Origin of the sequence: Streptomyces sp. NBC_00258 (assembly GCF_036182465.1) — a bacterium.
In the GTDB taxonomy this organism is placed as follows: domain Bacteria; phylum Actinomycetota; class Actinomycetes; order Streptomycetales; family Streptomycetaceae; genus Streptomyces.
The window spans coordinates 9,162,040-9,186,870 of record NZ_CP108081.1 but is presented as its reverse complement, the minus strand read 5'-3'; the positions used below and the strand labels follow the sequence as shown (position 1 = coordinate 9,186,870).

General features: G+C 68.7%; 17 protein-coding genes and 3 rRNA genes. 5 read left to right on the top strand and 15 right to left on the bottom strand.

The features are described from left to right. Positions 1-53: 53 nt before the first annotated feature. Both OG718_RS40940 and OG718_RS40935 read left to right on the top strand, forming a co-directional pair. A complete protein-coding gene (locus tag OG718_RS40940) occupies positions 54-1,436 on the top strand; it encodes an FAD-binding oxidoreductase (protein WP_328846565.1) in 1,383 nt (460 codons plus the stop codon). 50 nt (positions 1,437-1,486) lie between these two features. Then, entirely contained in the window at positions 1,487-3,133 is a 1,647-nt protein-coding gene (locus tag OG718_RS40935; RefSeq protein WP_306940721.1) for a PucR family transcriptional regulator, read from the top strand. A 21-nt stretch (positions 3,134-3,154) separates the two neighbouring features. Here OG718_RS40935 and OG718_RS40930 read toward each other — a convergent pair whose 3' ends face one another. The 5 genes from OG718_RS40930 to OG718_RS40910 all read right to left on the bottom strand — a co-directional run bounded on the left by OG718_RS40930 (position 3,155) and on the right by OG718_RS40910 (position 8,666). Continuing rightward, complete coding sequence (locus tag OG718_RS40930; protein ID WP_143635985.1) at positions 3,155-4,294, bottom strand: glycosyltransferase family 4 protein; 1,140 nt, start codon at positions 4,292-4,294, stop codon at positions 3,155-3,157. Between the two features lie 372 nt (positions 4,295-4,666). Further along, positions 4,667-6,409, bottom strand: a complete 1,743-nt coding sequence (recN, locus tag OG718_RS40925; RefSeq protein ID WP_186001123.1) for a DNA repair protein RecN — start codon at positions 6,407-6,409, stop codon at positions 4,667-4,669. Between the two features lie 199 nt (positions 6,410-6,608). Then, positions 6,609-7,514: an NAD kinase gene (locus OG718_RS40920; protein WP_143635987.1), complete on the bottom strand. Its 906-nt coding sequence runs from the start codon at positions 7,512-7,514 to the stop codon at positions 6,609-6,611. Next, positions 7,511-8,326 (bottom strand): TlyA family RNA methyltransferase, encoded by an 816-nt coding sequence (locus OG718_RS40915; RefSeq protein ID WP_143635989.1) that lies wholly within the window; start codon positions 8,324-8,326, stop codon positions 7,511-7,513. The genes OG718_RS40920 and OG718_RS40915 overlap by 4 nt, the downstream gene beginning before the upstream one ends. 7 nt (positions 8,327-8,333) lie before the next feature. Continuing rightward, a complete protein-coding gene (locus OG718_RS40910; RefSeq protein ID WP_443055372.1) occupies positions 8,334-8,666 on the bottom strand; it encodes a hypothetical protein in 333 nt (110 codons plus the stop codon). A gap of 138 nt (positions 8,667-8,804) precedes the next feature. On the opposite strand from OG718_RS40910, the gene OG718_RS40905 reads away from it, so the two are divergent. After that, entirely contained in the window at positions 8,805-9,152 is a 348-nt protein-coding gene (locus OG718_RS40905) for an SCP2 sterol-binding domain-containing protein (RefSeq protein ID WP_328846564.1), read from the top strand. A 49-nt stretch (positions 9,153-9,201) separates the two neighbouring features. On the opposite strand, the gene OG718_RS40900 is transcribed toward OG718_RS40905, so the two are convergent. The 4 genes from OG718_RS40900 to OG718_RS40885 all read right to left on the bottom strand — a co-directional run bounded on the left by OG718_RS40900 (position 9,202) and on the right by OG718_RS40885 (position 13,523). Next, on the bottom strand, positions 9,202-10,170 hold the full coding sequence (locus tag OG718_RS40900; RefSeq protein WP_443055230.1) for an ABC transporter ATP-binding protein: 969 nt from the start codon (positions 10,168-10,170) through the stop codon (positions 9,202-9,204). Beyond that, positions 10,167-11,231 (bottom strand): FecCD family ABC transporter permease, encoded by a 1,065-nt coding sequence (locus OG718_RS40895; protein ID WP_306940718.1) that lies wholly within the window; start codon positions 11,229-11,231, stop codon positions 10,167-10,169. The genes OG718_RS40900 and OG718_RS40895 overlap by 4 nt, the downstream gene beginning before the upstream one ends. An 80-nt stretch (positions 11,232-11,311) precedes the next feature. Then, positions 11,312-12,355 (bottom strand): FecCD family ABC transporter permease, encoded by a 1,044-nt coding sequence (locus OG718_RS40890; RefSeq protein ID WP_328846563.1) that lies wholly within the window; start codon positions 12,353-12,355, stop codon positions 11,312-11,314. A 139-nt stretch (positions 12,356-12,494) separates the two neighbouring features. Next, positions 12,495-13,523 carry an HAD hydrolase-like protein gene (locus OG718_RS40885; protein ID WP_143635999.1) on the bottom strand — a complete coding sequence of 343 codons (1,029 nt, stop codon included), beginning with the start codon at positions 13,521-13,523 and terminating at the stop codon, positions 12,495-12,497. A gap of 72 nt (positions 13,524-13,595) precedes the next feature. On the opposite strand from OG718_RS40885, the gene OG718_RS40880 reads away from it, so the two are divergent. After that, on the top strand, positions 13,596-14,885 hold the full coding sequence (locus OG718_RS40880) for a DUF1015 domain-containing protein (RefSeq protein WP_328846562.1): 1,290 nt from the start codon (positions 13,596-13,598) through the stop codon (positions 14,883-14,885). A gap of 89 nt (positions 14,886-14,974) precedes the next feature. Here OG718_RS40880 and OG718_RS40875 read toward each other — a convergent pair whose 3' ends face one another. The 6 genes from OG718_RS40875 to OG718_RS40850 all read right to left on the bottom strand — a co-directional run bounded on the left by OG718_RS40875 (position 14,975) and on the right by OG718_RS40850 (position 23,864). Next, positions 14,975-15,856, bottom strand: a complete 882-nt coding sequence (locus OG718_RS40875; protein WP_443055371.1) for a hypothetical protein — start codon at positions 15,854-15,856, stop codon at positions 14,975-14,977. Next, the gene (locus OG718_RS40870) at positions 15,748-17,247 is read right to left on the bottom strand and encodes a hypothetical protein (protein WP_328848013.1); all 1,500 of its coding nucleotides are present in this window, start codon (positions 17,245-17,247) and stop codon (positions 15,748-15,750) included. Before OG718_RS40870 ends, OG718_RS40875 begins: the two co-directional genes overlap by 109 nt. A 245-nt stretch (positions 17,248-17,492) precedes the next feature. After that, positions 17,493-17,609: ribosomal RNA gene (rrf, locus tag OG718_RS40865) — 5S ribosomal RNA — on the bottom strand. 106 nt (positions 17,610-17,715) lie between these two features. Next, positions 17,716-20,838 (bottom strand): 23S ribosomal RNA (locus OG718_RS40860). 314 nt (positions 20,839-21,152) lie between these two features. After that, positions 21,153-22,682, bottom strand: a 16S ribosomal RNA gene (locus OG718_RS40855). The 16S, 23S and 5S rRNA genes sit together here, the layout of an rRNA operon. Positions 22,683-23,222: 540 nt before the next feature. Next, on the bottom strand, positions 23,223-23,864 hold the full coding sequence (locus tag OG718_RS40850) for a DNA-3-methyladenine glycosylase (RefSeq protein ID WP_143636936.1): 642 nt from the start codon (positions 23,862-23,864) through the stop codon (positions 23,223-23,225). Between the two features lie 167 nt (positions 23,865-24,031). Between OG718_RS40850 and OG718_RS40845 the strand changes: the two genes are divergently transcribed. Then, the gene (locus tag OG718_RS40845) at positions 24,032-24,817 is read left to right on the top strand and encodes a sporulation protein (RefSeq protein WP_143636938.1); all 786 of its coding nucleotides are present in this window, start codon (positions 24,032-24,034) and stop codon (positions 24,815-24,817) included. Positions 24,818-24,831 lie beyond the last annotated feature (14 nt).

Genomic DNA, 24,831 nt, shown 5'->3' with positions numbered 1-24,831 from the left:
GCCCGCCTAGGCTTGAAGCACCTACATGCCCCTGCTCTGGAAGGGGGGCGGCCATGGCTTCCCTCTCGAAGGCGGGCGCGGCGCTCGCCGCACTCCGCGAGGATCTCGCCGGTGACGTGATCACCCCCGAGGATCCGGGGTACGACGAGGCCCGGGCGGTCTTCAACGCGATGATCGACCGGCGGCCGGCGGTGATCGCGCAGTGCGCGAACGAGGCCGACGTCGGCCGGTCGGTGCGGTTCGCCCGGGACCTGGATCTGAAGATCGCGGTCCGCGGCGGCGGCCACAGCGTGGCGGGCATGGCCCTCAACGACGGCGGTCTGGTCGTCGACCTGCGCCGGATGCACGAGGTGACGGTCCATCCCGGAGCGTCGGCGGTACGCGTCGAGGGCGGCGCGACGATGAGCCACATGGACCGCGCCACCGAGCCGTACCACCTGGCGACCACCGGAGGCCGCGCCTCGACCACCGGGGTCGGCGGATTCGTGCTGGGCGGCGGAAGCGGCTGGCTGGAGCGGAAGTTCGGGCTCGCGATCGACAACCTGCTCGGTGTCGACCTGGTGACCGCGGACGGCTCGACGGTCCACGCGAGCGCCGAGGAGAACCCCGAGCTGTTCTGGGCGCTGCACGGCGGCGGCGGGAACTTCGGCGTCGCGACCGCACTGACCCTGAGACTCCACGAGCTGCCCGAGTTCGCGATGGCCATGCTGCTGTACCGCCCGGAGTCCGGGCCGGAGGTGGCCCGCGTCTTCCGCGAGATCATGGAGACCGGGCCCGTGGAGGCGGCCGGCGGCGTGATCTACATGACGGGACCGCCCGAGGAGTTCGTCCCCCAGCACCTGGTCGGCACGCTGCTGTGCGGGGCCCTCGTGACCTACGCGGGCAGCGAGGACGACCTGCGCAAGACCGCCCAGCCCCTGCTGGCGCTGCCGCACGAGGTGGAGATGGTCACGGCGATCCCGTACGCGGATCTCCAGTGCATGATCGACGATCCGCCGGGGATGCGGAACTACTGGTCGGCGGAGTACCTGACGGGCGCGCCCGACGAACTCGTGGACGTCTTCTGTAGCCGCGCGGACACGATGCCGGTGCCCACCGGAACCCAGCACGTGCTGTTCCCGCTGGGCGGCGCGGTCGCCGACGGCCCCCGCGAGTACCCGGTGCCGTACCGGGACTCGCCCTGGGCCGTGCACCCCTTCGGCATCTGGGAGGACCCCGCGGACGACGAGCGCTGCGTCCAGTGGGTACGGGACGTCCGCGCCGACGTCCGGCCGTGGAGCACCGGCGCGGTCTACCTCAACTTCATCGGCGACGAGGGCGAGGACCGGGTGGAGGCGGGCCTGGGCGCCGAGAACACCCGAAGGCTCGCCGTGGTGAAGGCCCGGTACGACCCGGACAACGTGTTCCGCTTCAACCACAACATCGCACCCGCGTAGGCCCTGTCCGGCACGTCACGGCAGGTGGAGGACGAGGTAGCGTCCGCGTCATGGACAGCCGTATCGACACGCCGGACACGCACGGTGGCGGGATCACCGTGCAGCGGGCCCTGGAACTGCCCGGGCTGCGCGGCGGCCTGCCGGAGATCCTCGCGGGCGCCGACCGGCTGGGCCGCACCGTGCGCTGGGTGCACGCGGGCGAGGTACCGAACATCGCGTCGCTCCTGAAGGGCGGCGAACTGCTCCTGACCACGGGGTACGGGCTCGGCACCCGCCCCGCCGACCAGCGCGCCTTCGTCCGCACCCTCGCCGAGCGCGGCATCGCGGCCCTCGTCGTGGAACTGGGGCCGCGCTTCACCCGGCTGCCCGCCGCCCTCGTGGAAACGGCCCGTACGGCCGGTCTGCCGCTGGTCCAACTGCACCGCGAGGTGCCGTTCGTGACGGTCACCGAGGAGGTCCACACCGAGATCGTCAACGGCCACTACGCACTGCTCCAGCAGGCCGAGGAGGTGCACCGGCGCTGCACCCAGGCCCTGCTCGGCGGGGGCGGCATCCCCCAGGTCCTCGGCATCCTTGCCGACTTCAGCGGCAACCCGGTCTTCCTGGAGACCCCGGACGGACAGCTCCTGTACGCCGCCGGGGCCGGACCCGCCAACGCCGACCCGCTCCAGGTGTGGGAGGGGCTGCGCGGCCAGCACCAGGACGATCCGCCGGCGGGGTCGGTCCTCGTGGACGTGCCCGGCGGCGGTCCAGGCACCGGATCGGTCCGGGCCCGGCTCGTCCTCCTGCCCGTGAACGCCCCCAACGCCCCGCTCGCACCGGTGCACCGCATCGCGGCGGAACGGGCCGCGGGGATCCTCGCCGTGGTCCTGATGCAGGCCCGCCAGGAGGAGGAGCTGGCGGCGCGCGGCCGCGGCGACTTCCTCACCGACCTCGCCGAGGGCCGTATCGCCGCCGAGGACGCGCCCGCGCAGGCCCGCGTGCTCGGCTTCAAGCCCGGTCCCGGGCCGCTCCTCCCGGTGGTGATGAGGCTCGCCGACGGACTGCCCCCGGGCGGAGGTTGGGCCGTCCTGGCGCGCGCGGTCGCCGAGGAGCTGGCCTCGGTGGGGGTGCCGGTCCTGCTGGGCGTACGCCCCGTCGAGGGCCGCGTACCACTGTTGCTGGGCCTGCGCACGGAGTCCGAGCGGGTGGCCGTCGCGGACCGGGTCGCGGCGGCGCTGCGGGCCGGTGTGGAGCGGGCGGGCATGCAGCGTCCGGGAGCGCAGCCGCCGGTCGTGGTGGTCGGCGTGGCGGGCGGCTGGACGGCCGCGTCGGCGAGCCTGCGGCACGCGGCCGAGACGGCAACGGCGGCCCAGGGACTGTCCGACCGTCCCTGGTACGACGCCCGCCGACTGGACATCGACCTGCTGCTGTGGCGACTGCGGGACCACCGGGACCTGGCCGCCTTCGTGGACCGCGCCATCGGCCCCCTCCGCGACCACGACAACCGCTCGAAGCCTCCGCTGCTGCCCACCCTGGAGACGTATCTGGCGCACGCGGGCCGCAAGGCGGAGACCGCGCGCGAACTGCACCTCAACCGGCAGACGCTCTACAACCGGCTCGCGAGGATCGGGGAGCTGCTCGGGACGGACCTCGACGACCCGCAGACCGTACTGGCCCTGAGCCTGGCGCTGCGGGCCCGCAGGCTCGTCCCCTAGCGCGAGGCCCCGCGTCCGGGCCTACGGCAGCGGCAAGGGCTTGGTCAGTTCGTCGTACACGCTGAGGACTTGGGCCACCGTCTCGTCCTCGGTCGGCCAAGTGGCCACCTGGAGTGTGCCCTTGTCCCTCAGGAGCTCACGCCGGGCGGGGTCGCCGAGAAGAGCCTCGACGGCCTCGGCGAGCGCTTCGGAGTCTCCGTGCGGGACGAGTTCGGCCGCGTCGCCGACGAGTTCGGGGATGCCTCCGGCGGCCGCCGCGACGAGCGGCACGCGCGCGTGGAGGGCTTCCTGGGCGAGCACGGAGCGCGATTCCCAGCTGCCGGGCAGCAGCGCGAGATCGGCGGCTGCGAGCAGCTCCCCGATGTCGTCACGCGGGCCGACGAGGCGCACGGGCAGCCCTTCGTTCACGATGCGCCGCTGGAGTTCACCGCGCAGCGGCCCCTCCCCGGCGATCACGAGCAGTGGTACGGGATCGAGCCGCCGCCACGCGCGCGTGGCGTCCAGCAGCGTGTCGTACCCCCGGTGCCGGTCGAGGGAGCCGACGGCCATCAGCAACGGGCGGTCGGTCGCGCCGAGTTCGGCACGCGCCTTGGGGCGCAGCCGGTCGGCGTCCTCGCTCTCGGAGAGGGGCCGGCGCGGGGCGGGCAGCGCGACCGCGGCGAGCCGAGCGTCCCGTGCGCCCCTGCTGCGGGCCCGGTCCACGAGGTCGGACGAGGATCCGAGGACCACGGACGCGGCCTTGGCCACGCGCCGCTCAAGGAGGCGCAGCAGATGCCCCTGCGCGCCCTCGGCGTACGGGCGGGAGTGCAGGGTGACGACGAGCGGGACGCGCCGTCCGCTGAGCGCGAGCGCGGCCCGCAGCGCGGAGTGCAGCCCGTGCGCGTGCACCAGGTCGGCGTCCGCGCAGGCGGCCCGCAGCGCGGCCACGGAGGCCGGGTCGTTCCGCCTCGGCACGTGCACGTGGTCGGCCCCGACGCCGCTGAAGTCGTACGTGTGGTCCGCGGTGGCCGGGGCGCACACGGTGACCCGCACGCCCCGTGCGACGAGCCCCGAAGTCAGCGACCGCACATGGGCACAGCTGCCCGCGCTGCCGCCGCCGAGCACTTGGACGGTACGCAGCGGCGGCTGTCCGGGCGGTGAGTGGCTGCTCACGTGGATCACGTGGCCGGGGCTCCTGGTTCGGCGTCGGGCGGTCACGAAGAAACGTACAGAAGGAACGCGCGGTGGGGGTGTACCGCTCGGGTTCCTCTTCTAAGGATGCCAGGGCTCGCGGAAGTTGCGGACCATCGAGGGGGTGGGGTGGGGGTGGGTGGCGGAGACGGGGTGCGGGTGATCACTCACATGAGTGAGAGGTGGATGGTGGTCGCCCCCGGAACGGGCGGGGTTCGGGGAGCGGGCCGGATTAGGGGAGCGCGGAGGGCTCGACACTGGCGGGTGGGCGGGAAAACCGCCGCGCGTGGGCGGAGTTCGGCCCGCGGAGCGGGCAAGCGCCTCGGTGCGGCGCGGCACCCGGCCCCCGCAGCGGGGCGGCGGCTACCTGTCGCCCCGGGCCGTCGCCAGCAACTCCTCCGCATGCGCCCGGGCCGTTTCCGAGTCCTCCTGCCCGGCCAGCATCCGCGACAGCTCCCGGACCCGCTCCTCGCCCTCCAGGACCTTCACCCCGGACCGCGTGACCGACCCGTCGTTGGTCTTCTCGACCAGCAACTGCCGGTCGGCGAAGGCGGCCACCTGGGGCAGGTGGGTGACGACGACGACCTGTGCGCTCTTGGCGAGCTTTGCGAGCCGCCGCCCGATCTCGACGGCCGCCTTGCCGCCCACACCAGCGTCGACCTCGTCGAAGAGATACGTCGGCACAGGATCAGTACCGGCGAACACGACCTCGACGGCGAGCATGACGCGTGACAGTTCACCGCCGGACGCCCCCTTGGCGATGGGCCGCGGCGGCGCCCCCGGATGCGGAGCAAGGAGCAGCTCGACCTCGTCGGCGCCGGCGGGCCCGTACGAGACCGGACGACCGCCGACCTCCACGCCCTCCGGGTCCTCCGTCTGCCGGATCTCGAACGACACGCGCGCGTGCGGCATGGCGAGCGAGGCGAGTTCGGCGGTCACGGCGGCGGCGAAGCGCTCGGCGGCCTCCGTACGGGCGTCCGTCAACGCCTGCGCCAGCCCGCCCAGTTCGGCCCGCAGCGCGTCCCGCTCGGCCGTCAGCTCGCCGAGCCGGTCGTCGTCACCGTCCAACTCCAGGAGCCGCGCGGCCCCTTGTTCCGCCCAGGTCAGTACGGCACCGACGTCCTCGCCGTACTTGCGCGTCAGCGCGGTGAGCGCGGCGCGCCGCTCCTCGACCGCCGCGAGCCGCAGCGGGTCCGCGTCGAGGTCGTCGGCGTACCCCGCCAGCTCCCCCGCCACATCGCCCAGCAGGATCCCGATCTCCCCGATGCGGCCGGCCAGCGCGCCGAGCGCCGCGTCGTGGGACCGTACGGCCTCCAGGGCCCGGTGTGCGCCCGCGACGAGCGTCGTGGCGTCGATGCCCTCCGGGTCCTCGGGATTGCCCGCGAGGGCGGCGTGTGCGGCCGTGGCGGCGGACGCGAGGGCCTCCGCGTGTCCGAGCCGCTCGGCCTCGGCCGCGAGCTCCACGTCCTCGCCCGGGCGCGGCTCCACCGCGGCGACCTCGTCGAGGCCGAAGCGCAGCATGTCGGCTTCCTGGGCGCGTTCCCGTGCGCGCGTGGTGATCTCGTCCAGCTCGGTGGAGATGGCGCGCAGCCGTCGGTATGCGCCCGCGTACTTGGCGAGCGGCACGGTGACGGCGTCGCCCGCGTACCGGTCGAGGGCCTGCCGCTGGCGGGACAGCTTGAGCAGCCCCTGCTGGTCGGTCTGGCCGTGCACGGCCACCAGGTCGTCGGCGAGCTCGGCGAGCAGCCCCACCGGCACGCTGCGCCCGCCCAGGTGCGCGCGGGAGCGCCCCTCGGCGGAAACGGTGCGGCTGATGAGCAGCACCCCGTCGTCGAGCTCGGCGCCGGCCTCCTCGGCCCGTACGACGGCCGAGGCGCCGTCGGGTACGGAGATCCGCCCTTCCACGACCGCGTTCTTGGCCCCGATCCGCACGAGGGCCGGGTCGGCGCGCCCGCCCAGCAGCAGGCCCAGGCTGGTGACCACCATCGTCTTGCCCGCGCCGGTCTCACCGGTCACGGCGGTGAAGCCGGGTGACAGCTCGACGACCGCGTCGTCGATGACTCCGAGCGACCGTATCCGCATCTCCTCCAACACGGACATGACCATACGAGGTTTCCCCCACCCGGCGCGACGCCGCCCCAGTCCCTCCACAAACGCCCTGGAGCGGTTGACCGAATTGCCCGTCCCCCGCGCCCCTGAAAGACGGGGCGGTAGCCCCTGCTTTTAAGGGGCGCGGGGAACTGCGCGACCAGCCCCCACCGGCCCGCACCAAACCAACGACATCCCCCGCCCCCCTGCGGAACACTCAGTGAGGAGCGCCCCGCCAACCCGCCACCGGCAGCGCGAACTTCGCGACGAGCCGGTCGGTGAACGACGCGTGGTGCAGCCGCGCCAACCGCACCGGCACCGCACCACGGCGGACCTCCACCCGCGCGCCGGGCGGCAGCTCGATCGTGCGGCGGCCGTCACACCACAGCACCCCTGGCGGGATGTGCGGCAGGACCTCCACGGCCAGCACCGAGTTCGGCGAGGTCACCAGCGGCTTGGCGAACAGGGCGTGCGCGCTGATCGGCACCATCAGCAGCGCCTCGACCTCCGGCCACACCACGGGACCGCCCGCGGAGAACGCGTACGCCGTCGACCCGGTCGGCGTCGACAGGACGATTCCGTCGCACCCGAACCCGGTCACCGGCCGTCCGTCGATCTCCAGCACGACCTCCAGGAGCTTCTCGGCCCCCGCCTTCTGCACGGCCGCCTCGTTGAGCGCCCAGTCCGTGTGGACGACATCGCCGTTGCTGTGCACGACGACGTCGACGGTCATGCGCTCCTCGACCTCGTACGCCTTCGTCACCACCCGGTCGACGACCTTGTCGAGGTCGTCGCGCTCGGCCTCCGCGAGGAAGCCGACGCGCCCGAGGTTGACGCCGAGCATCGGCACCCCGGAGGCACGGGCGAACTCGGCACCGCGCAGCAGTGTCCCGTCACCGCCGAGGACGATCAGCAGTTCACACCCGTCGAGGCACTCCGGTGTCGCCTCCTTGACGAGCTCCACGCTCGACGGGAGCGGCAGATCGGCCGCCTCCGCCTCCAGGACCCGTACGCCGAGTCCGGAACGCACCAGCCCCTGGACGACGAGCTCGGCACTGCGGATGGCCGCGGGCCGTCCGGTGTGGGCGAGCAGGAAAACAGTACGAGCTCGGGTCTGTGTCAACGCGGCCCCTCCGCCACTGCACGGTCAACGTCGGCCGGGTCCAGTGCGGGTGCCCCGGCACGCAGCCACAGAAAGTACTCGACATTCCCCGAGGGCCCGGGCAACGGACTCGCCGTCACGCCGTTCACCCCGAGTCCCAGCTCCCCCGCCTGCCGGGCCACACCGCGCACGGCGTCCGCCCGTAGCTCGGGGCTGCGGACGACTCCGCCGCTCCCGAGCCGTTCCCTGCCCACCTCGAACTGCGGCTTGACCATCATCACCAGGTCGGCTCCGGGCGCCGCGCACCGCACAAGGGCGGGCAGCACCAGGCCGAGTGGGATGAAGGACAAGTCACCGACAATAAGATCCACCGGCTCCCCATCGATCGCCTCCAACGTCAACTCGCGTACGTTCGTACGGTCCTTGACGGTGACGCGTTCATCACTCTGAAGAGACCAGGCCAACTGGCCGTATCCGACGTCCACGGCGACGACGTGGGCGACGCCCGCGCGCAGCAGTACATCGGTGAACCCGCCGGTCGAGGCGCCGGCGTCCAGCGCCCGCCGCCCCTCGACCGCCAGACCGAGCGGTACGAAGGCCTCCAGTGCCCCGGCGAGCTTGTGGCCGCCGCGCGAGACGTAGTCGGGATCGTCGTCGTCCTGGGTGACCAGGATGGCGGCGGCCGTCTCCACCTGGGTGGCGGATTTGGTCGCGAGGGTCTTGCCGACGGTGACCCGCCCGGCGGCGATCAGCTGTCCGGCGTGCTCGCGCGAGCGGGCGAGTTTACGTCGGACCAGTTCGGCGTCGAGGCGGCGTCGTGCCACTCCTGCCACGTTCGGTTCAGCTCCTGTTGCTGTTGCTGCTGTACGGCGCGGGGGGCGCCGGAGGTCCCGGGCGGGCGTCGAGCGCGGTGAGCGCGTCGCGCAGCCCCCTGTGCACATCCTCGTACACCTCCACGTGGCCGTCCGTGGCGAGGTGGTCCACATCGGCCAACCGGTCGAGCTGGGCGTCGGTCTCGGCGTGGCCCGTGGGCGTACGCGGCACGTGGAGGGGAGCGGGGGCGGCGGGATCGTCCTCGGGTTCCGCGGCGGGCCCGGCCTCGGCCTGAGCGTCGGGCTCGCCTTCGGGCTCGGGCCGGGCCAGGGCCTCGGGGTCCGCGGACGCCACCGGCACCGGCTCGGGCACCGGCTCGACCGGAAGCCGGGCCTCCGCGCCGAAGGGTCCTGTGTCGAAGGCCCCCGTCTCCGGGCCGGTCATGGAGTCGCTCATGACCCGACGCTACCGCGAAGCGCTGCGGTACCGTCGATCGCGATGGCCACGATCGAGGAGTGCCGCAGCGCACTCGAGAAGCTCTCGGACAACATGGCGGGCGCGGACGGCGACGTACGCAGCGCGGCGGCGTTGGACCGCTCGCTGAGCTGCCGTATCACCGACCTCGACATCACCTTCGTAGGCCGTCTCAAGGACGGCCGGATCGAGGTGCTCGACACGCTCCAGGGCCCTCCGCCCGACAAGGCCGAGATCCGGCTCACGATGACCGGCGACGACCTGGTCGCGATGGTCGACGGCGAGCTGAACTTCGCGAAGGCCTGGGGCTCGGGCCGGGTCAAGCTCGAAGCGGGCCTACGCGACCTGCTCCGGCTCAGAAAGCTCCTCTGAAAGCTCCTCCGGCCCTGCCCGGCCGGCCCTTGGCGATCCCTCGGGAGCACTAGCTCTTCGCGACACCGGCAGGCGCGGCGGCGGTCGTACGTGCCTTCCGCGCCGCAGGCACCACCAGCGGCGTACCCGTCTCCGGGTCGTCGATGACCTGGCAGCGCAGCCCGAAGACCTCCTCGACCAGCCCGGCCGTGACGATGTCGGCCGGGGCGCCCTCGGCGATCACCGAGCCCTCGCGCAGCGCGATCAGATGGGTGGCGTACCGGGCCGCGTGGTTGAGGTCGTGCAGTACGGCGACCAGGGTGCGGCCCTGCTCCTCGTGGAGTTCCGCGCACAGGTCGAGCACGTCGATCTGGTGCTGGATGTCGAGGAAGGTGGTCGGCTCGTCGAGCAGCAGCAGCGGGGTCTGCTGGGCGAGCGCCATGGCGATCCACACGCGCTGGCGCTGGCCTCCGGAGAGTTCGTCGACATAGCGGTCGGCCAGTTCGGCGACCCCGGTCGAGGTCATGGACTCGCGCACGATCCGCTCGTCCTCGGTCGACCACTGGCGCAGCAGCCCCTGGTGCGGATAGCGCCCGCGCCCCACGAGGTCGCCGACGGTGATCCCGTCGGGCGCGATCGACGACTGCGGCAGCAGCCCGAGCGTCCTGGCCACCTTCTTCGCGGGCATCGACTGGATGACCTGCCCGTCGAGCAGCACCCGGCCGTGGTTCGGCTTCAGCATGCGGGACAGGGCGCGCAGCAGCGTGGACTTGCCGCAGGCGTTCGGGCCGACGATCACCGTGAACGAGTTGTCCGGTATCTCGACCGACAGCTGCTCGGCGATGACGCGCTGGTCGTAGGCGAGGGTCACGTTCTCGGCGGACAGGCGGTTCACAGTGCTCCTTCGGGTGTTCGTGTGCGGCCCGCCATCGGAGCCCGTACTCGTCCTGCTCGTCCTGCTCGTCCTGCTCGGCTTTCCGGCGGCGGCCGTACGCGCCGTCCCGTCGTCGGCCGTACTCGTCGTGCGGTCGGCCTTCATATCCGGCCCGCCTTCCGCTCGGTGACCAGGAGCCACAGCAGGTAGACACCGCCGAGCACTCCGGTCACGACGCCGACGGGCAGCTGGTCGGCGCCGAAGGCCCGCTGCGAGGCCCAGTCCGCGACGACCAGCAGGGTGGCGCCCATGCACATGGCGGGCACCAGGTTGGGGCCCGGCGAGCGGGTGAGACGCCGCGCGAGCTGTGGCGCGGTGAGCGCGACGAAGGCGACCGGGCCCGCGGCGGCGGTGGCGGCCGCGGTGAGCAGCACGGCGGCCACCAACAGCAGCAGCCGCGTCCGCTCGACCCGCACCCCGAGCGCGTACGCCACGTCGTCGCCCATCTCCAGCATCCGCAGTCCGCGCGCGCTGCCGAGGACCAGCGGTACGAGGACGGCACACAGGCCGAGCAGCGGCCAGACCTGGTCCCAGTCACGGCCGTTGAGCGAACCGGTCATCCAGACGACGGCACGGGCCGCGTCGACGAGGTCGGCCTTGGTGATCAGATAGCCGTTGACGGCCGTGACGATCGCGGAGACACCGATACCGACCAGAACCAGCCGATATCCGTGCACACCACGCTTCCAGGCGAGCACATAGATGGCGAGCCCGGTCACCAGGCCGCCGACCAGCGCCCCGACGGCGACCTGGGTGGCGCTCCCCGAGAAGAGCACGATCATCACGAGCGCACCGGCCGTCGAGCCCTGCCCGAGGCCCAGCACGTCCGGACTGCCCAGCGGATTGCGGGAGATGGTCTGGAAGAGCGCGCCGCCGAGCCCGAGCGAGGCCCCCACCAGGAGTCCGACCAGGACCCGCGGCAGGCGCAGCTCGTTGACGATGAACTCCTGGCCCGCGTCGCCGTTGCCGAGCAGCGTCCTGAGAACGTCGGCGGCCGGTATCGGGAAGTCGCCGGTGCCGATGAGCACGACACTCGCGGCGAGCGCGGCCACCAGCAGCAGCACGACGACCGTGAACCCGCGGACGTCGACACGGACCGAAAGCCCACCGCCGGTACGCACGGTCCGAGCACGGAAGGCCCGGACGGGACCTGCCTGATCGAGCACAGCCTGATCGAGCACTGCCCGATCGCGCCCGGCCTGTTCGTGTTCTGCCTGGTCGCGCCCGGCCTGATTGCGTGGGGGCTTCACAGCTGCGCCGTCCTCCGCCGTCGTACGAGAAAGATGAACACCGGCCCGCCGAGGATCGCGGTGACGATGCCGACCTGGAGCTCCGCGGGCCGGGCGACCATCCGGCCGATCACATCGGCGCCCAGCAGCAGCACCGGCGACAGCACGGTGGCGTACGGCAGGATCCAGCGCAGGTCCGGCCCGGTGAAGGACCGCACGACGTGCGGAACCATCAGCCCGACGAAGACGATCGGCCCGCACGCGGCGGTCGCGGCCCCGCACAGCACGGTCGCGGCGGCCATGGACAGCCCACGGGTGCGGTTCAGATGCGCCCCGAGCGCGCGGGCGGTGTCGTCGCCCATGGCCATGGCGTTCAGCGGCCGGGCGAGCGCCAGCGCGAGCACCGTGCCGATCACGAGGAACGGCAGCACCTGCTCGATGGTCGTGTTCGTGGCCGAGGCCAGCGAACCGACCGTCCAGAAACGCATCTTGCCCAGCGCGGCCTCGTCCGTGATCATCACGGCCTGCAGATAGCCGTAGAGAGCGGCGCTGATCGCGGTGCCGGCGAGCGCGAGCCGCACCGGCGTGGCACCCCGGCTGCCGCCGAGGAAGTACACGAGCGCCCCGACGGCGGCGGCCCCCGCGAAGGCGAACCACACATAGCCGCTCAGCGAGGTGACACCGAAGAAGGTGATGGCCGTGACGACCGCGGCGGACGCGCCGGCGTTGATGCCGAGCAGCCCGGGGTCGGCGAGCGGGTTGCGGGTGAGCGCCTGGAGGACCGCGCCGGAGAGGCCGAGCGCGGCGCCGACGAGCAGCCCGAGGACCGTACGCGACAACCGCTCGCCCACCACGACGTCGCCGTACGTCCCCGAGTCCTCGAACAGGCCGTGCCAGACCTGCTCCAGGGACAGCTCTTTTGCGCCGATCGCGACGCTCGCCAAGGCGACGAGCACCAGCACGGCGAGGGACACGAAGAGCCCAGCGGCCCGTATCGCCCGGCGGGTTGGGGGCGCGGGGGCGGTCTCCGCGCTCGGTTCGGGGGGACTGTCGACCAACACCCGGTTAGGTTAGCCTACCCTCGCTGCGAGCCACGATCCCCGTACGCGGTGACCTGCGCAACCACCCCTTTCGAGGCCGCGCTCCGGGCCCCGCCGAAGAGCCTGCCTGAGAGGCCCGGGGATTCCGCCGGGCCCGCGCTCAAAGCCCCAGCCGCGCCAGCGCCTTGCCCCCGTCCAGGTCGCACGCCCCGTCCCCGGCGGCCGTCCAGGCGGCGGCACACAGCGCCCGCAGCCCGTCCATCGCCTCGCCCTCACCGTCCAGTTCCAGCCGCTCGGTGCCGGCCGTCGCCGTCCAGCCCCCGCAGCGGAACCCTTCGCCCGCCTCGACGACCTCCGGCTGCCCGGTCAGCATCCCCCTCAGATCGGCGTCGACGTACGTCGGCCGGTGCTGCGGCGGCGCGGCGAGGAGCTGGGCCCCGTCGGTCACACCCGTCAGCACCAGCAGCGAGTCCACCTCGCCGTTGAACGCCCCCTCGATGTCCGTGTCGAGCCGGTCCCCCACCACCAGCGGCCGCTCCGCCCCGGTCCGCAGGATCGTCTCGCGGTGCATCGGCGGCAACGGCTTGCCCGCCACCTGCGGCTCGGCACCGGTAGCGATCCGTACAACCTCAACGGCCGCGCCGTTGCCCGGGGCGATCCCGCGCGCGCCGGGGATCGTCAGATCGGTGTTGGACGCGAACCACGGCACTCCGCGCGCGATGGCGTAGCAGGCCTCCGCGAAGCGGCCCCACGGCAGATCGGGACCGCCGTACCCCTGCACGACCGCCACCGGCTCGTCCTCGGCCGACCCGACCGGTTCGAGCCCGCGCTCGCGCAGCGCGACCCGCAGCCCCTCCCCGCCGATCACCAGCACCCGCGCCCCCTGGGGCACCTGCTCGCTGATCAGCCGGGCCACCGCCTGCGCCGAGGTGATGACGTCCGACTCCTTGGTCGGTATCCCCAGCTCCGTGAGATGCGCGGCGACCGTGTCGGGCGTCCGCAGCGCGTTGTTCGTCACGTACGCGAGACGCATACCGCCCGCGCGGGCCGTGCCGAGCGAGTCGACTGCGTACGCGATCGCGTTCCCGCCCGCGTACACCACCCCGTCCAGGTCGAGCAGCGCCGTGTCGTACGCCTCGCTCAGGGCCCGGTCACTGCCCTCGGGGCGCGTCCTCACGGTCTGGCTCATTACGCATCGCTCCTCGTTCGATCCCTTTCCCCCGATCATCCCGCATGGCAGTGACACACTTACGATGCACCAATGAACACTGCAGGTCCCGCGGACGTACCGGCACGCATGGGCCTTGATCTGACCCCGTTCCGGGGTCTGCGCTACGACCCCGACCGGGTCGGCAGCCTCTCCGCCGTCACGTCCCCGCCGTACGACGTGGTCGTACGGCCCGACGGTCTCCACCACCTCGAATCGGCGGACCCGCACAACATCGTCCGGCTGATCCTCCCCCAGGCCACCACGCCCGGCGTCCGCAACGAGCAGGCCGCGGACACCCTGCACCGCTGGCTGTCCGAGGGCGTCCTGACGACGGACTCCGAGCCGGGCCTGTACGTCTACGAGCAACGCGACGGCGACGGCATGCTGCAACGGGGCGTCATCGGCGCCCTGCGCCTGTCGGAGGCGTCGGACGGCGTGGTCCTGCCCCATGAGGACGTCATGCCGCACGTCGTCGCGGACCGTGCGGCCCTGATGCGCGCCACCTCCGCGAACCTCGAACCCCTGCTGCTGACCTACCGCGGCAACGGCGCCGCCTCCGGCACGACCGCCGTCATAGAGCGCGCCGCCGAGCGCCCTCCCCTGCTGTCCACGACCACGGAGGACGGCTTCAGCCACCGCCTGTGGGCCGTGACCGACCCGGCGCACCTGGCCGAGATCCGGACAGACCTGGCCAACCGCCAGGCCCTCATCGCCGACGGCCACCACCGCTGGGCGACGTACTTGCGTCTACGCGCGGAGCATCCCTCCCCCAGCGCCTGGGACTTCGGCCTGGTGCTCCTCGTCGACACCGCCCGCTACCCACTGCGTGTCCGCGCGATCCACCGCCTCCTGCACCGCCTCCCGGTTGCCGACGCCCTGGCGGCCCTCGGCGACGACTTCCGCGTACGCCACGTCGACGGCCCTCTCTCCAAGGCCCTGGAGGCCCTCTCCGCAGCGGCCGCCGAGGGAAACGCATACCTCCTAGCGGGCGACGGCACCTTCCACCTCGTCGACCGCCCGTCCCCGGACCTGCTCGCCCGTACGATCCCGGCGGGCCGCCCCGAGACCTGGCGCACCCTCGACGCGACGGTCCTGCACGCCACGCTCCTCGACCGTGTCTGGCAGATACCCGACGTCCCGGAGCACATCGCCTACATCCACGACACCGCTGCCACGGTCGACAAGGCGGAGCGCGACGGCGGCACGGCCGTCCTGATGCACCCGGTCCGCGAGGAGGTCGTACGCGACCTGGCGAGCCAGGGCGTCACGATGCCCCGCAAATCGACGTCGTTCGGCCCGAAGCCGGCGTCGGGCCTGGTGTTGCGCACCCTGGACCCCTGAAAACACGAACGGGCGGGACCCCCTCGGGGATCCCGCCCATGTACTCGTTCGTGTACTAGCTAGGCACTCGTACGACTCCTGCGGGGCTGTCAGCCCTTCAGGTCGTCCTTGTCGCCGTCCACGTCGTCCATGTCGTCCACGTCATCGTCGTCGACGCTGTCCTCGGCAGACTCCGACTCAGGCTCCGTCTCCGCTTCCGCTTCCATCACTGACTTCGGCTCCGGAGCCTCGGAGTTCACGACCTCGATATCACCGTCGCCATCGCCGTCGCTGTCGCTGTCGCTGTCGTCCTCGACGAGGGCGTCGACGAACTCCACACCGTCCAGCTCGGCGAGCCGGTCCGAGGCGTCCGTGCTGCCGTCCTTGTCGGACTCGACGGCCTTGGCGAACCACTCACGCGCCTCGCCCTCGCGCCCGGCCGCGAGCAGCGCGTCGGCGTACGCGTAACGCAGTCGCGCGGTCCAGGGCTGAACGGAGTTGGAGGCGAGCTCGGGGCTCTGCAGTGTGACGATGGCCGCGTCGAGCTGGTCCATGTCCCGCCGCGCACCGGCCGCCACGAGCCGCATCTCGACCTGGCCGGCCTTGTCGAGCTTCTGCACCTCGGGTGCCCCAGCCATTTCGAGAGCCCTCTCGGGCCGCCCGAGACCGCGCTCGCAGTCCGCCATGACGGGCCACAGGTCCACGTTGCCGGTCATGCGCCGCGCGGCCCGGAACTCGGCGAGCGCCTCGCTGTACTTCTGGTTCGCGTACGCGGCGAAGCCGGCCGCCTCCCGCACGGCCGCGACACGCGACGCCAGCCTCAGCGCGACCCTGGAGTAGCCGTACGCGCCCTCGGGGTCCTCGTCGATGAGCCTGGCCACCATCACCAGGTTCCGGGAGACGTCCTCGGCAAGCCCCTTGGGCAGGCTCTGCAGCTCCTGCCGTACGTCCTTGTCGATCTCCTCGCCCGTGACGTCGTCCGGGATCGGCAGCCGCTTGATCGGCTCGCGGTCGCGGTCCCGCTCGTCACGGAAGCGCCCGCCGCCACGGCGGTCGTCGCCACCCCGTCCACCACGGTCATCACGCCCACGGAACCCGCCGCCACCACCACCGGGACGGCCACGGCTGTCATCGCGACGCGGTCCGCCACGACGGTCGTCGCCACCTCGTCCTCCACGGTCGTCACGCCCGCGGAACCCGCCACCACCTGCGCGGTTGTCGTCCCGACGGAAGCCACCACGGTCGCCACCGCCACTGCTGCCACCGCGATTGTCATCACGACGGTCGTCACGCCGATCATCCCTACGGACGTAACCGGCACGGTCGCCACCACGGTTGTCGTCACGGCGGAAGCCACCGCGGTCACCGCCACCGCTGCTGCCACCGCGGTTGTCGTCGCGTCGGTCGTCGCGGCGGAACCCGCCACGATCGCCGCCGGCGCCACGGTTGTCGTCGCGACGCGGAGCGCCCCGATCGTCGTCACGACGGAACGCCGGACGGTCACCATCACGCCGCGGGGCACCACGGTCACGGTCATCACGACTCGGCCCACTCGGCCGGTCATCACGACGGAACGGAGGACGACCACCACGGTCGTCGTCCCGCCGGTCGTCACGGCGGAACGCCGGACGATCACCATCGCGCCGGAACCCACCACGATCACGGTCGTCACCACGGCGGTCGTCACGCCGGAAGGGCGGACGGTCACCGTCACGCCGGGGGCCACCGCGCTCGTCATCACGGCGGAACGCCGGGCGGTCTCCACCGCCACGGTTGTCATCGCGCCGGAAGCCACCACGGTCCCCGCCGCCACCGCGGTTGTCGTCCCGACGGAAGCCACCACGATCCCCGCTGCCACCACGGTTGTCATCACGACGGAACGGCGGACGGTCTCCACCACCACGGTTGTCATCACGACGGAACCCACCACGATCGCCGCCGCCATCGCGTCGGTCGTCACGGCGGAAGCCACCGCGGTCACCGCCACCGCTGCTGCCACCGCGGTTGTCGTCACGTCGGTCGTCGCGGCGGAACCCGCCACGATCGCCGCCGGCGCCACGGTTGTCGTCGCGACGCGGAGCGCCCCGATCGTCGTCACGACGGAACGCCGGACGGTCACCATCACGCCGCGGGGCACCACGGTCACGGTCATCACGACTCGGCCCACTCGGCCGGTCATCACGACGGAACGGAGGACGACCACCACGGTCACGGTCATCGCGCCCGCGGAATCCGCCGCCACTGCCGCCACCGCGGTTGTCGTCGCGACGGAACCCACCACGGTCACTGCTGCCACCGCTGCCGCTGCCACCACGGTTGTCGTCGCGACGGAAGCCGCCACGGTCCCCGCCGCCACCACGGCTGTCATCACGACGATCGTCACGCCGGCCGTTCCCGCCACGGTCGTTGTCGCGGCGCGGACCCCCTCGGTACCCGCCGCGGTCACCACTGTCCCGGCTTCGCTGGTCGCGCTCCGGTCGCTCGTCGGGAGAGTTGGTGGACATGGGTGACTCCTGTCATCGGTACCGCAAGTCATTCTCGCGCAGCCGGGTACCCAGCGCGCTTCGGAAAACAAAAAAGGACCTCTGGCCCCAGCGAGTCGCTGGGACCAGAGGTCCTCCAAATATTGTTCGGCGGCGTCCTACTCTCCCACAGGGTCCCCCCTGCAGTACCATCGGCGCTGTAAGGCTTAGCTTCCGGGTTCGGAATGTAACCGGGCGTTTCCCTCACGCTATGGCCACCGAAACCCTAATGGTTTCGAGCGAACAAGCACACTTTTCAGTTGGGTGTTCTGCTCAAAAGCCGACAACTGTTCGTTGTCTCAGAACTAACACAGTGGACGCGAGCAACTGAGGACAAGCCCTCGGCCTATTAGTACCGGTCAGCTTCACCCCTTACGAGGCTTCCACATCCGGCCTATCAACCCAGTCGTCTACTGGGAGCCTTAACCAATCTAGTTGGTGGGAATACTCATCTCGAAGCAGGCTTCCCGCTTAGATGCTTTCAGCGGTTATCCCTCCCGAACGTAGCCAACCAGCCATGCCCTTGGCAGGACAACTGGCACACCAGAGGTTCGTCCGTCCCGGTCCTCTCGTACTAGGGACAGCCCTTCTCAATATTCCTACGCGCACAGCGGATAGGGACCGAACTGTCTCACGACGTTCTAAACCCAGCTCGCGTACCGCTTTAATGGGCGAACAGCCCAACCCTTGGGACCGACTCCAGCCCCAGGATGCGACGAGCCGACATCGAGGTGCCAAACCATCCCGTCGATATGGACTCTTGGGGAAGATCAGCCTGTTATCCCCGGGGTACCTTTTATCCGTTGAGCGACGGCGCTTCCACAAGCCACCGCCGGATCACTAGTCCCGACTTTCGTCCCTGCTCGACCCGTCGGTCTCACAGTCAAGCTCCCTTGTGCACTTACACTCAACACCTGATTGCCAACCAGGCTGAGGGAACCTTTGGGCGCCTCCGTTACTCTTTAGGAGGCAACCGCCCCAGTTAAACTACCCATCAGACACTGTCCCTGATCCGGATCACGGACCCAGGTTAGACATCCAGCACGACCAGACTGGTATTTCAACGACGACTCCACCATGGCTGGCGCCATGACTTCACAGTCTCCCAGCTATCCTACACAAGCCGAACCGAACACCAATATCAAACTGTAGTAAAGGTCCCGGGGTCTTTCCGTCCTGCTGCGCGAAACGAGCATCTTTACTCGTAGTGCAATTTCACCGGGCCTATGGTTGAGACAGTCGAGAAGTCGTTACGCCATTCGTGCAGGTCGGAACTTACCCGACAAGGAATTTCGCTACCTTAGGATGGTTATAGTTACCACCGCCGTTTACTGGCGCTTAAGTTCTCAGCTTCGCACACCCGAAAGTGCACTAACCGGTCCCCTTAACGTTCCAGCACCGGGCAGGCGTCAGTCCGTATACATCGCCTTACGGCTTCGCACGGACCTGTGTTTTTAGTAAACAGTCGCTTCTCGCTGGTCTCTGCGGCCACCCCCAGCTCACCGTGTAAAACGGATCACCAGTGATGGCCCCCCTTCTCCCGAAGTTACGGGGGCATTTTGCCGAGTTCCTTAACCATAGTTCACCCGAACGCCTCGGTATTCTCTACCTGACCACCTGAGTCGGTTTAGGGTACGGGCCGCCATGAAACTCGCTAGAGGCTTTTCTCGACAGCATAGGATCATCCACTTCACCACAATCGGCTCGGCATCAGGTCTCACCCTGTTGGTGTGCGGATTTACCTACACACCGGGCTACACCCTTACCCCGGGACAACCACCGCCCGGGCTGGACTACCTTCCTGCGTCACCCCATCACTCACCTACTACAGGTCTGGTCCGTCGGCTCCACCACTCCCCTTTGCCCGAAGGCTCCAGGGCGGCTTCACGGACTTAGCATCGCCTGGTTCACTGTTTGACGCTTCACAGCGGGTACCGGAATATCAACCGGTTATCCATCGACTACGCCTGTCGGCCTCGCCTTAGGTCCCGACTTACCCTGGGCAGATCAGCTTGACCCAGGAACCCTTAGTCAATCGGCGCACACGTTTCTCACGTGTGTATCGCTACTCATGCCTGCATTCTCACTCGTGAACCGTCCACCACTAGCTTCCGCTGCGGCTTCACCCGGCACACGACGCTCCCCTACCCATCCCAGCGGGCGTTGGCCCTATATGCTGAAATGACACGACTTCGGCGGTACGCTTGAGCCCCGCTACATTGTCGGCGCGGAATCACTAGACCAGTGAGCTATTACGCACTCTTTCAAGGGTGGCTGCTTCTAAGCCAACCTCCTGGTTGTCTCTGCGACTCCACATCCTTTCCCACTTAGCGTACGCTTAGGGGCCTTAGTCGATGCTCTGGGCTGTTTCCCTCTCGACCATGGAGCTTATCCCCCACAGTCTCACTGCCGTGCTCTCACTTACCGGCATTCGGAGTTTGGCTAAGGTCAGTAACCCGGTAGGGCCCATCGCCTATCCAGTGCTCTACCTCCGGCAAGAAACACACGACGCTGCACCTAAATGCATTTCGGGGAGAACCAGCTATCACGGAGTTTGATTGGCCTTTCACCCCTAACCACAGGTCATCCCCCAGGTTTTCAACCCTGGTGGGTTCGGTCCTCCACGACCTCTTACAGCCGCTTCAACCTGCCCATGGCTAGATCACTCCGCTTCGGGTCTTGAGCGCGCTACTGAATCGCCCTGTTCGGACTCGCTTTCGCTACGGCTTCCCCACACGGGTTAACCTCGCAACACACCGCAAACTCGCAGGCTCATTCTTCAAAAGGCACGCAGTCACGACTGTATGTGCAAGCACATACAGCGACGCTCCCACGGCTTGTAGGCACACGGTTTCAGGTACTATTTCACTCCGCTCCCGCGGTACTTTTCACCATTCCCTCACGGTACTATCCGCTATCGGTCACCAGGGAATATTTAGGCTTAGCGGGTGGTCCCGCCAGATTCACACGGGATTTCTCGGGCCCCGTGCTACTTGGGTGTCTCTCAAACGAGCCGTTGATGTTTCGACTACGGGGGTCTTACCCTCTACGCCGGACCTTTCGCATGTCCTTCGCCTACACCAACGGTTTCTGACTCGTCTCACAGCCGGCAGACTGTGAAAGAGAGATCCCACAACCCCGTACACGCAACCCCTGCCGGGTCTCACACGTATACGGTTTGGCCTCATCCGGTTTCGCTCGCCACTACTCCCGGAATCACGGTTGTTTTCTCTTCCTGCGGGTACTGAGATGTTTCACTTCCCCGCGTTCCCTCCACACACCCTATGTGTTCAGATGTGGGTGACAGCCCATGACGACTGCCGGGTTTCCCCATTCGGAAACCCCCGGATCAAAGCCTGGTTGACGGCTCCCCGGGGACTATCGTGGCCTCCCACGTCCTTCATCGGTTCCTGGTACCAAGGCATCCACCGTGCGCCCTTAAAAACTTGGCCACAGATGCTCGCGTCCACTGTGCAGTTCTCAAACAACGACCAACCACCCACCACCCCACCCTGACGGGCGAGTTCACTGGGGCCGGCACTGAAGACAGACCTTGCGGCCATACCCTCAGACACCCAACAGCGTGCCCGGCACCCTCGCCACTCGTGATCAGCTTTCCACGCCCCGAAGGACAGTACTTGCAGCCCGAGATGACTGAGAGTGCCGAATAATCAACGTTCCACCCTTGAGCAACCAGCACCGGACGTACGCCGATGTACTGGCCTCTGGACCATCGGCAAGCCGACAGCCAAGAAGTGCTCCTTAGAAAGGAGGTGATCCAGCCGCACCTTCCGGTACGGCTACCTTGTTACGACTTCGTCCCAATCGCCAGTCCCACCTTCGACAGCTCCCTCCCCACAAGGGGGTTGGGCCACCGGCTTCGGGTGTTACCGACTTTCGTGACGTGACGGGCGGTGTGTACAAGGCCCGGGAACGTATTCACCGCAGCAATGCTGATCTGCGATTACTAGCAACTCCGACTTCATGGGGTCGAGTTGCAGACCCCAATCCGAACTGAGACAGGCTTTTTGAGATTCGCTCCGCCTTGCGACATCGCAGCTCATTGTACCTGCCATTGTAGCACGTGTGCAGCCCAAGACATAAGGGGCATGATGACTTGACGTCGTCCCCACCTTCCTCCGAGTTGACCCCGGCAGTCTCCTGTGAGTCCCCACCATCCCCGAAGGGACGTGCTGGCAACACAGAACAAGGGTTGCGCTCGTTGCGGGACTTAACCCAACATCTCACGACACGAGCTGACGACAGCCATGCACCACCTGTCACCCGACCACAAGGGGGGCACCATCTCTGATGCTTTCCGGGCGATGTCAAGCCTTGGTAAGGTTCTTCGCGTTGCGTCGAATTAAGCCACATGCTCCGCTGCTTGTGCGGGCCCCCGTCAATTCCTTTGAGTTTTAGCCTTGCGGCCGTACTCCCCAGGCGGGGAACTTAATGCGTTAGCTGCGGCACCGACGACGTGGAATGTCGCCAACACCTAGTTCCCACCGTTTACGGCGTGGACTACCAGGGTATCTAATCCTGTTCGCTCCCCACGCTTTCGCTCCTCAGCGTCAGTAATGGCCCAGAGATCCGCCTTCGCCACCGGTGTTCCTCCTGATATCTGCGCATTTCACCGCTACACCAGGAATTCCGATCTCCCCTACCACACTCTAGTCTGCCCGTATCGAATGCAGACCCGGGGTTAAGCCCCGGGCTTTCACATCCGACGTGACAGACCGCCTACGAGCTCTTTACGCCCAATAATTCCGGACAACGCTTGCGCCCTACGTATTACCGCGGCTGCTGGCACGTAGTTAGCCGGCGCTTCTTCTGCAGGTACCGTCACTTTCGCTTCTTCCCTGCTGAAAGAGGTTTACAACCCGAAGGCCGTCATCCCTCACGCGGCGTCGCTGCATCAGGCTTTCGCCCATTGTGCAATATTCCCCACTGCTGCCTCCCGTAGGAGTCTGGGCCGTGTCTCAGTCCCAGTGTGGCCGGTCGCCCTCTCAGGCCGGCTACCCGTCGTCGCCTTGGTGAGCTTCTACCTCACCAACAAGCTGATAGGCCGCGGGCTCATCCTTCACCGCCGGAGCTTTCAACCCCCACCCATGCGAGTGGAAGTGTTATCCGGTATTAGACCCCGTTTCCAGGGCTTGTCCCAGAGTGAAGGGCAGATTGCCCACGTGTTACTCACCCGTTCGCCACTAATCCACCCCGAAGGGCTTCATCGTTCGACTTGCATGTGTTAAGCACGCCGCCAGCGTTCGTCCTGAGCCAGGATCAAACTCTCCGTGAATGTATTCCCGTAATCGGGATGACACCACGAGAGCGGAACAACCGGGCGGAATAAGCCCGACTGTTCACAGCGTCCTCGCTGTGCGCCTACCGGAACAATGCCCGGCAGGACTTTTTCAAAGGAACCTCGTCCCGGCCGTGATGGCCGGAGACGGGGCATCAACATATCTGGCGTTGATTTTTGGCACGCTGTTGAGTTCTCAAGGAACGGACGCTTCCTTTGTACTCACCCTCTCGGGCTTTCCTCCGGGCTTCCCTTCGGTCTTGCGTTTCCGACTCTATCAGACCCTTTCGGGCCGTGATTCCCAGTCGGTGGGATTTGCCTTTTGGCCTCGCGGCCTTTCGACATTCACTACGTTAGCCGATTCCCTCAGCAACTCATAATCGAGTTCCGCAAGCTTGAATTCAGGCATGCAGGCACGCCGAATTCGCCCTCGCTCAGAGGAAGTCGTAGGTAGTGGGTTGGCCGCTTCCGACTGCTGACTGAACGCCGTACCCGGTTCAGCGGCTCGGGCTACATTACGGACCGCCCAGGGGAGAGTCAAGTTCGGCGACGGCGGGGGGTATGGGCCCGATAAGGGCTCACCGTCGGGTCGTTGTCGGCCCAGTAGCGCCACGGGTGGACGCCTCCGTCGCCGGACACTCCGGTGCGTGGACCGTTGCGTACCTGGTCGGAGGGCACCGGAGTGCCCGTGAGAAGGGTCAGCGGCGAGCCCTCGGTGGCGCATGCGTCCGTACCGTCAAGAGCCCGGTCGACCCCGAGGGCCGTGGCCAGGCGGGCCGGGCCTTTGGCCAGTTCTCTGTCATTTCGGGCCGAAAGTCGACGTTTGCGGGCCAGTTCGGCCCCTTCGATGATCTCGCCGGCGCGGAGCAGGACCGCGCTCGCCCTGCCCTCCGGGCCGCACACCAGGTTCATGCAGTGCCACATGCCGTAGGTGAAGTAGACGTACACGTACCCGGGCGGACCGAACATCACGCCGTTGCGGGCCGTGCGGCCACGATAGGCGTGGGAGCCGGGATCGTTCGGACCGTCGTACGCCTCGACCTCCGTGAGGCGGAGCTTGACCGGACCGTCCGGGGTGGTGCGCACGAGCACGCGCCCCAGGAGGTCTGGGGCGACCTCCAGAACGGGTCGGTCGAAGAACTCCCGGGTGAGGGGCGTACGGTCAGGGGCCGCGATCATGGCGTACGAGCGTAGTGCAGAGGTGTGACTGCGTGCGGGGTGGTCAGGGAGCGTGCGTCTTGCCAGGGTGAGTGCGCGGAACCGGACACGGCTGGATCGCGTTTGTATGGATCAAGGATCCGATCCGGACAGAACAACAACGGGGCGTTGCCCGAGGAGGAAAAGACATGGGGTTCAAGCGGCTGCTTGCGAGCCTGGGGGCCGGTGGGGCTTCGGTCGAGACGGTGCTGACCGAGGTCAACGTCGTTCCCGGCGGCGTCGTTCAGGGTGAGGTGCGGATCCAGGGCGGGTCCGTGAACCAGGCGATCGAGGGTCTGTCGGTCGGTCTGCAGGCCCGCGTCGAGGTCGAGGGCCCCGACGACCAGGAGCACAAGCAGGACATCGAGTTCACGAAGCTGCGGCTCGGCGGTGCCTTCGAGCTGCAGGCGGGCGGGGTGCACGCGGTGCCGTTCGGGCTCGAGATCCCGTGGGAGACGCCGATCACGACGATCGACGGGCAGCCGCTCCGCGGGATGAACGTCGGCGTGACCACGGAGCTGGAGATCGCGCGCGCGGTGGACTCCGGTGACCTGGACCCGATCAGCGTGCACCCGCTGCCGGCGCAGCAGGCACTCCTGGACGCCTTCATCCAGCTGGGCTTCCGCTTCAAGAGCGCCGACCTGGAGCGCGGCCACATCCGGGGCACGCGGCAGAAGCTGCCCTTCTACCAGGAGATCGAGTTCTTCCCGCCGCAGCAGTACCGCGGTCTCAACCAGGTCGAGCTCAGCTTCGTCGCGGACGACCGTGAGATGGACGTCGTACTGGAGATGGACAAGAAGCCTGGTCTCTTCAGTGAGGGCAGCGACACGTTCCGCTCCTTCAAGGTGGGGCTCAACGACTTCCAGGGGACCGACTGGACCGCCTATCTCAACCAGTGGCTGTCCGAGGTCGGTAGCAAGCGGAACTGGTTCTAGGCTCGGGGCGAGAG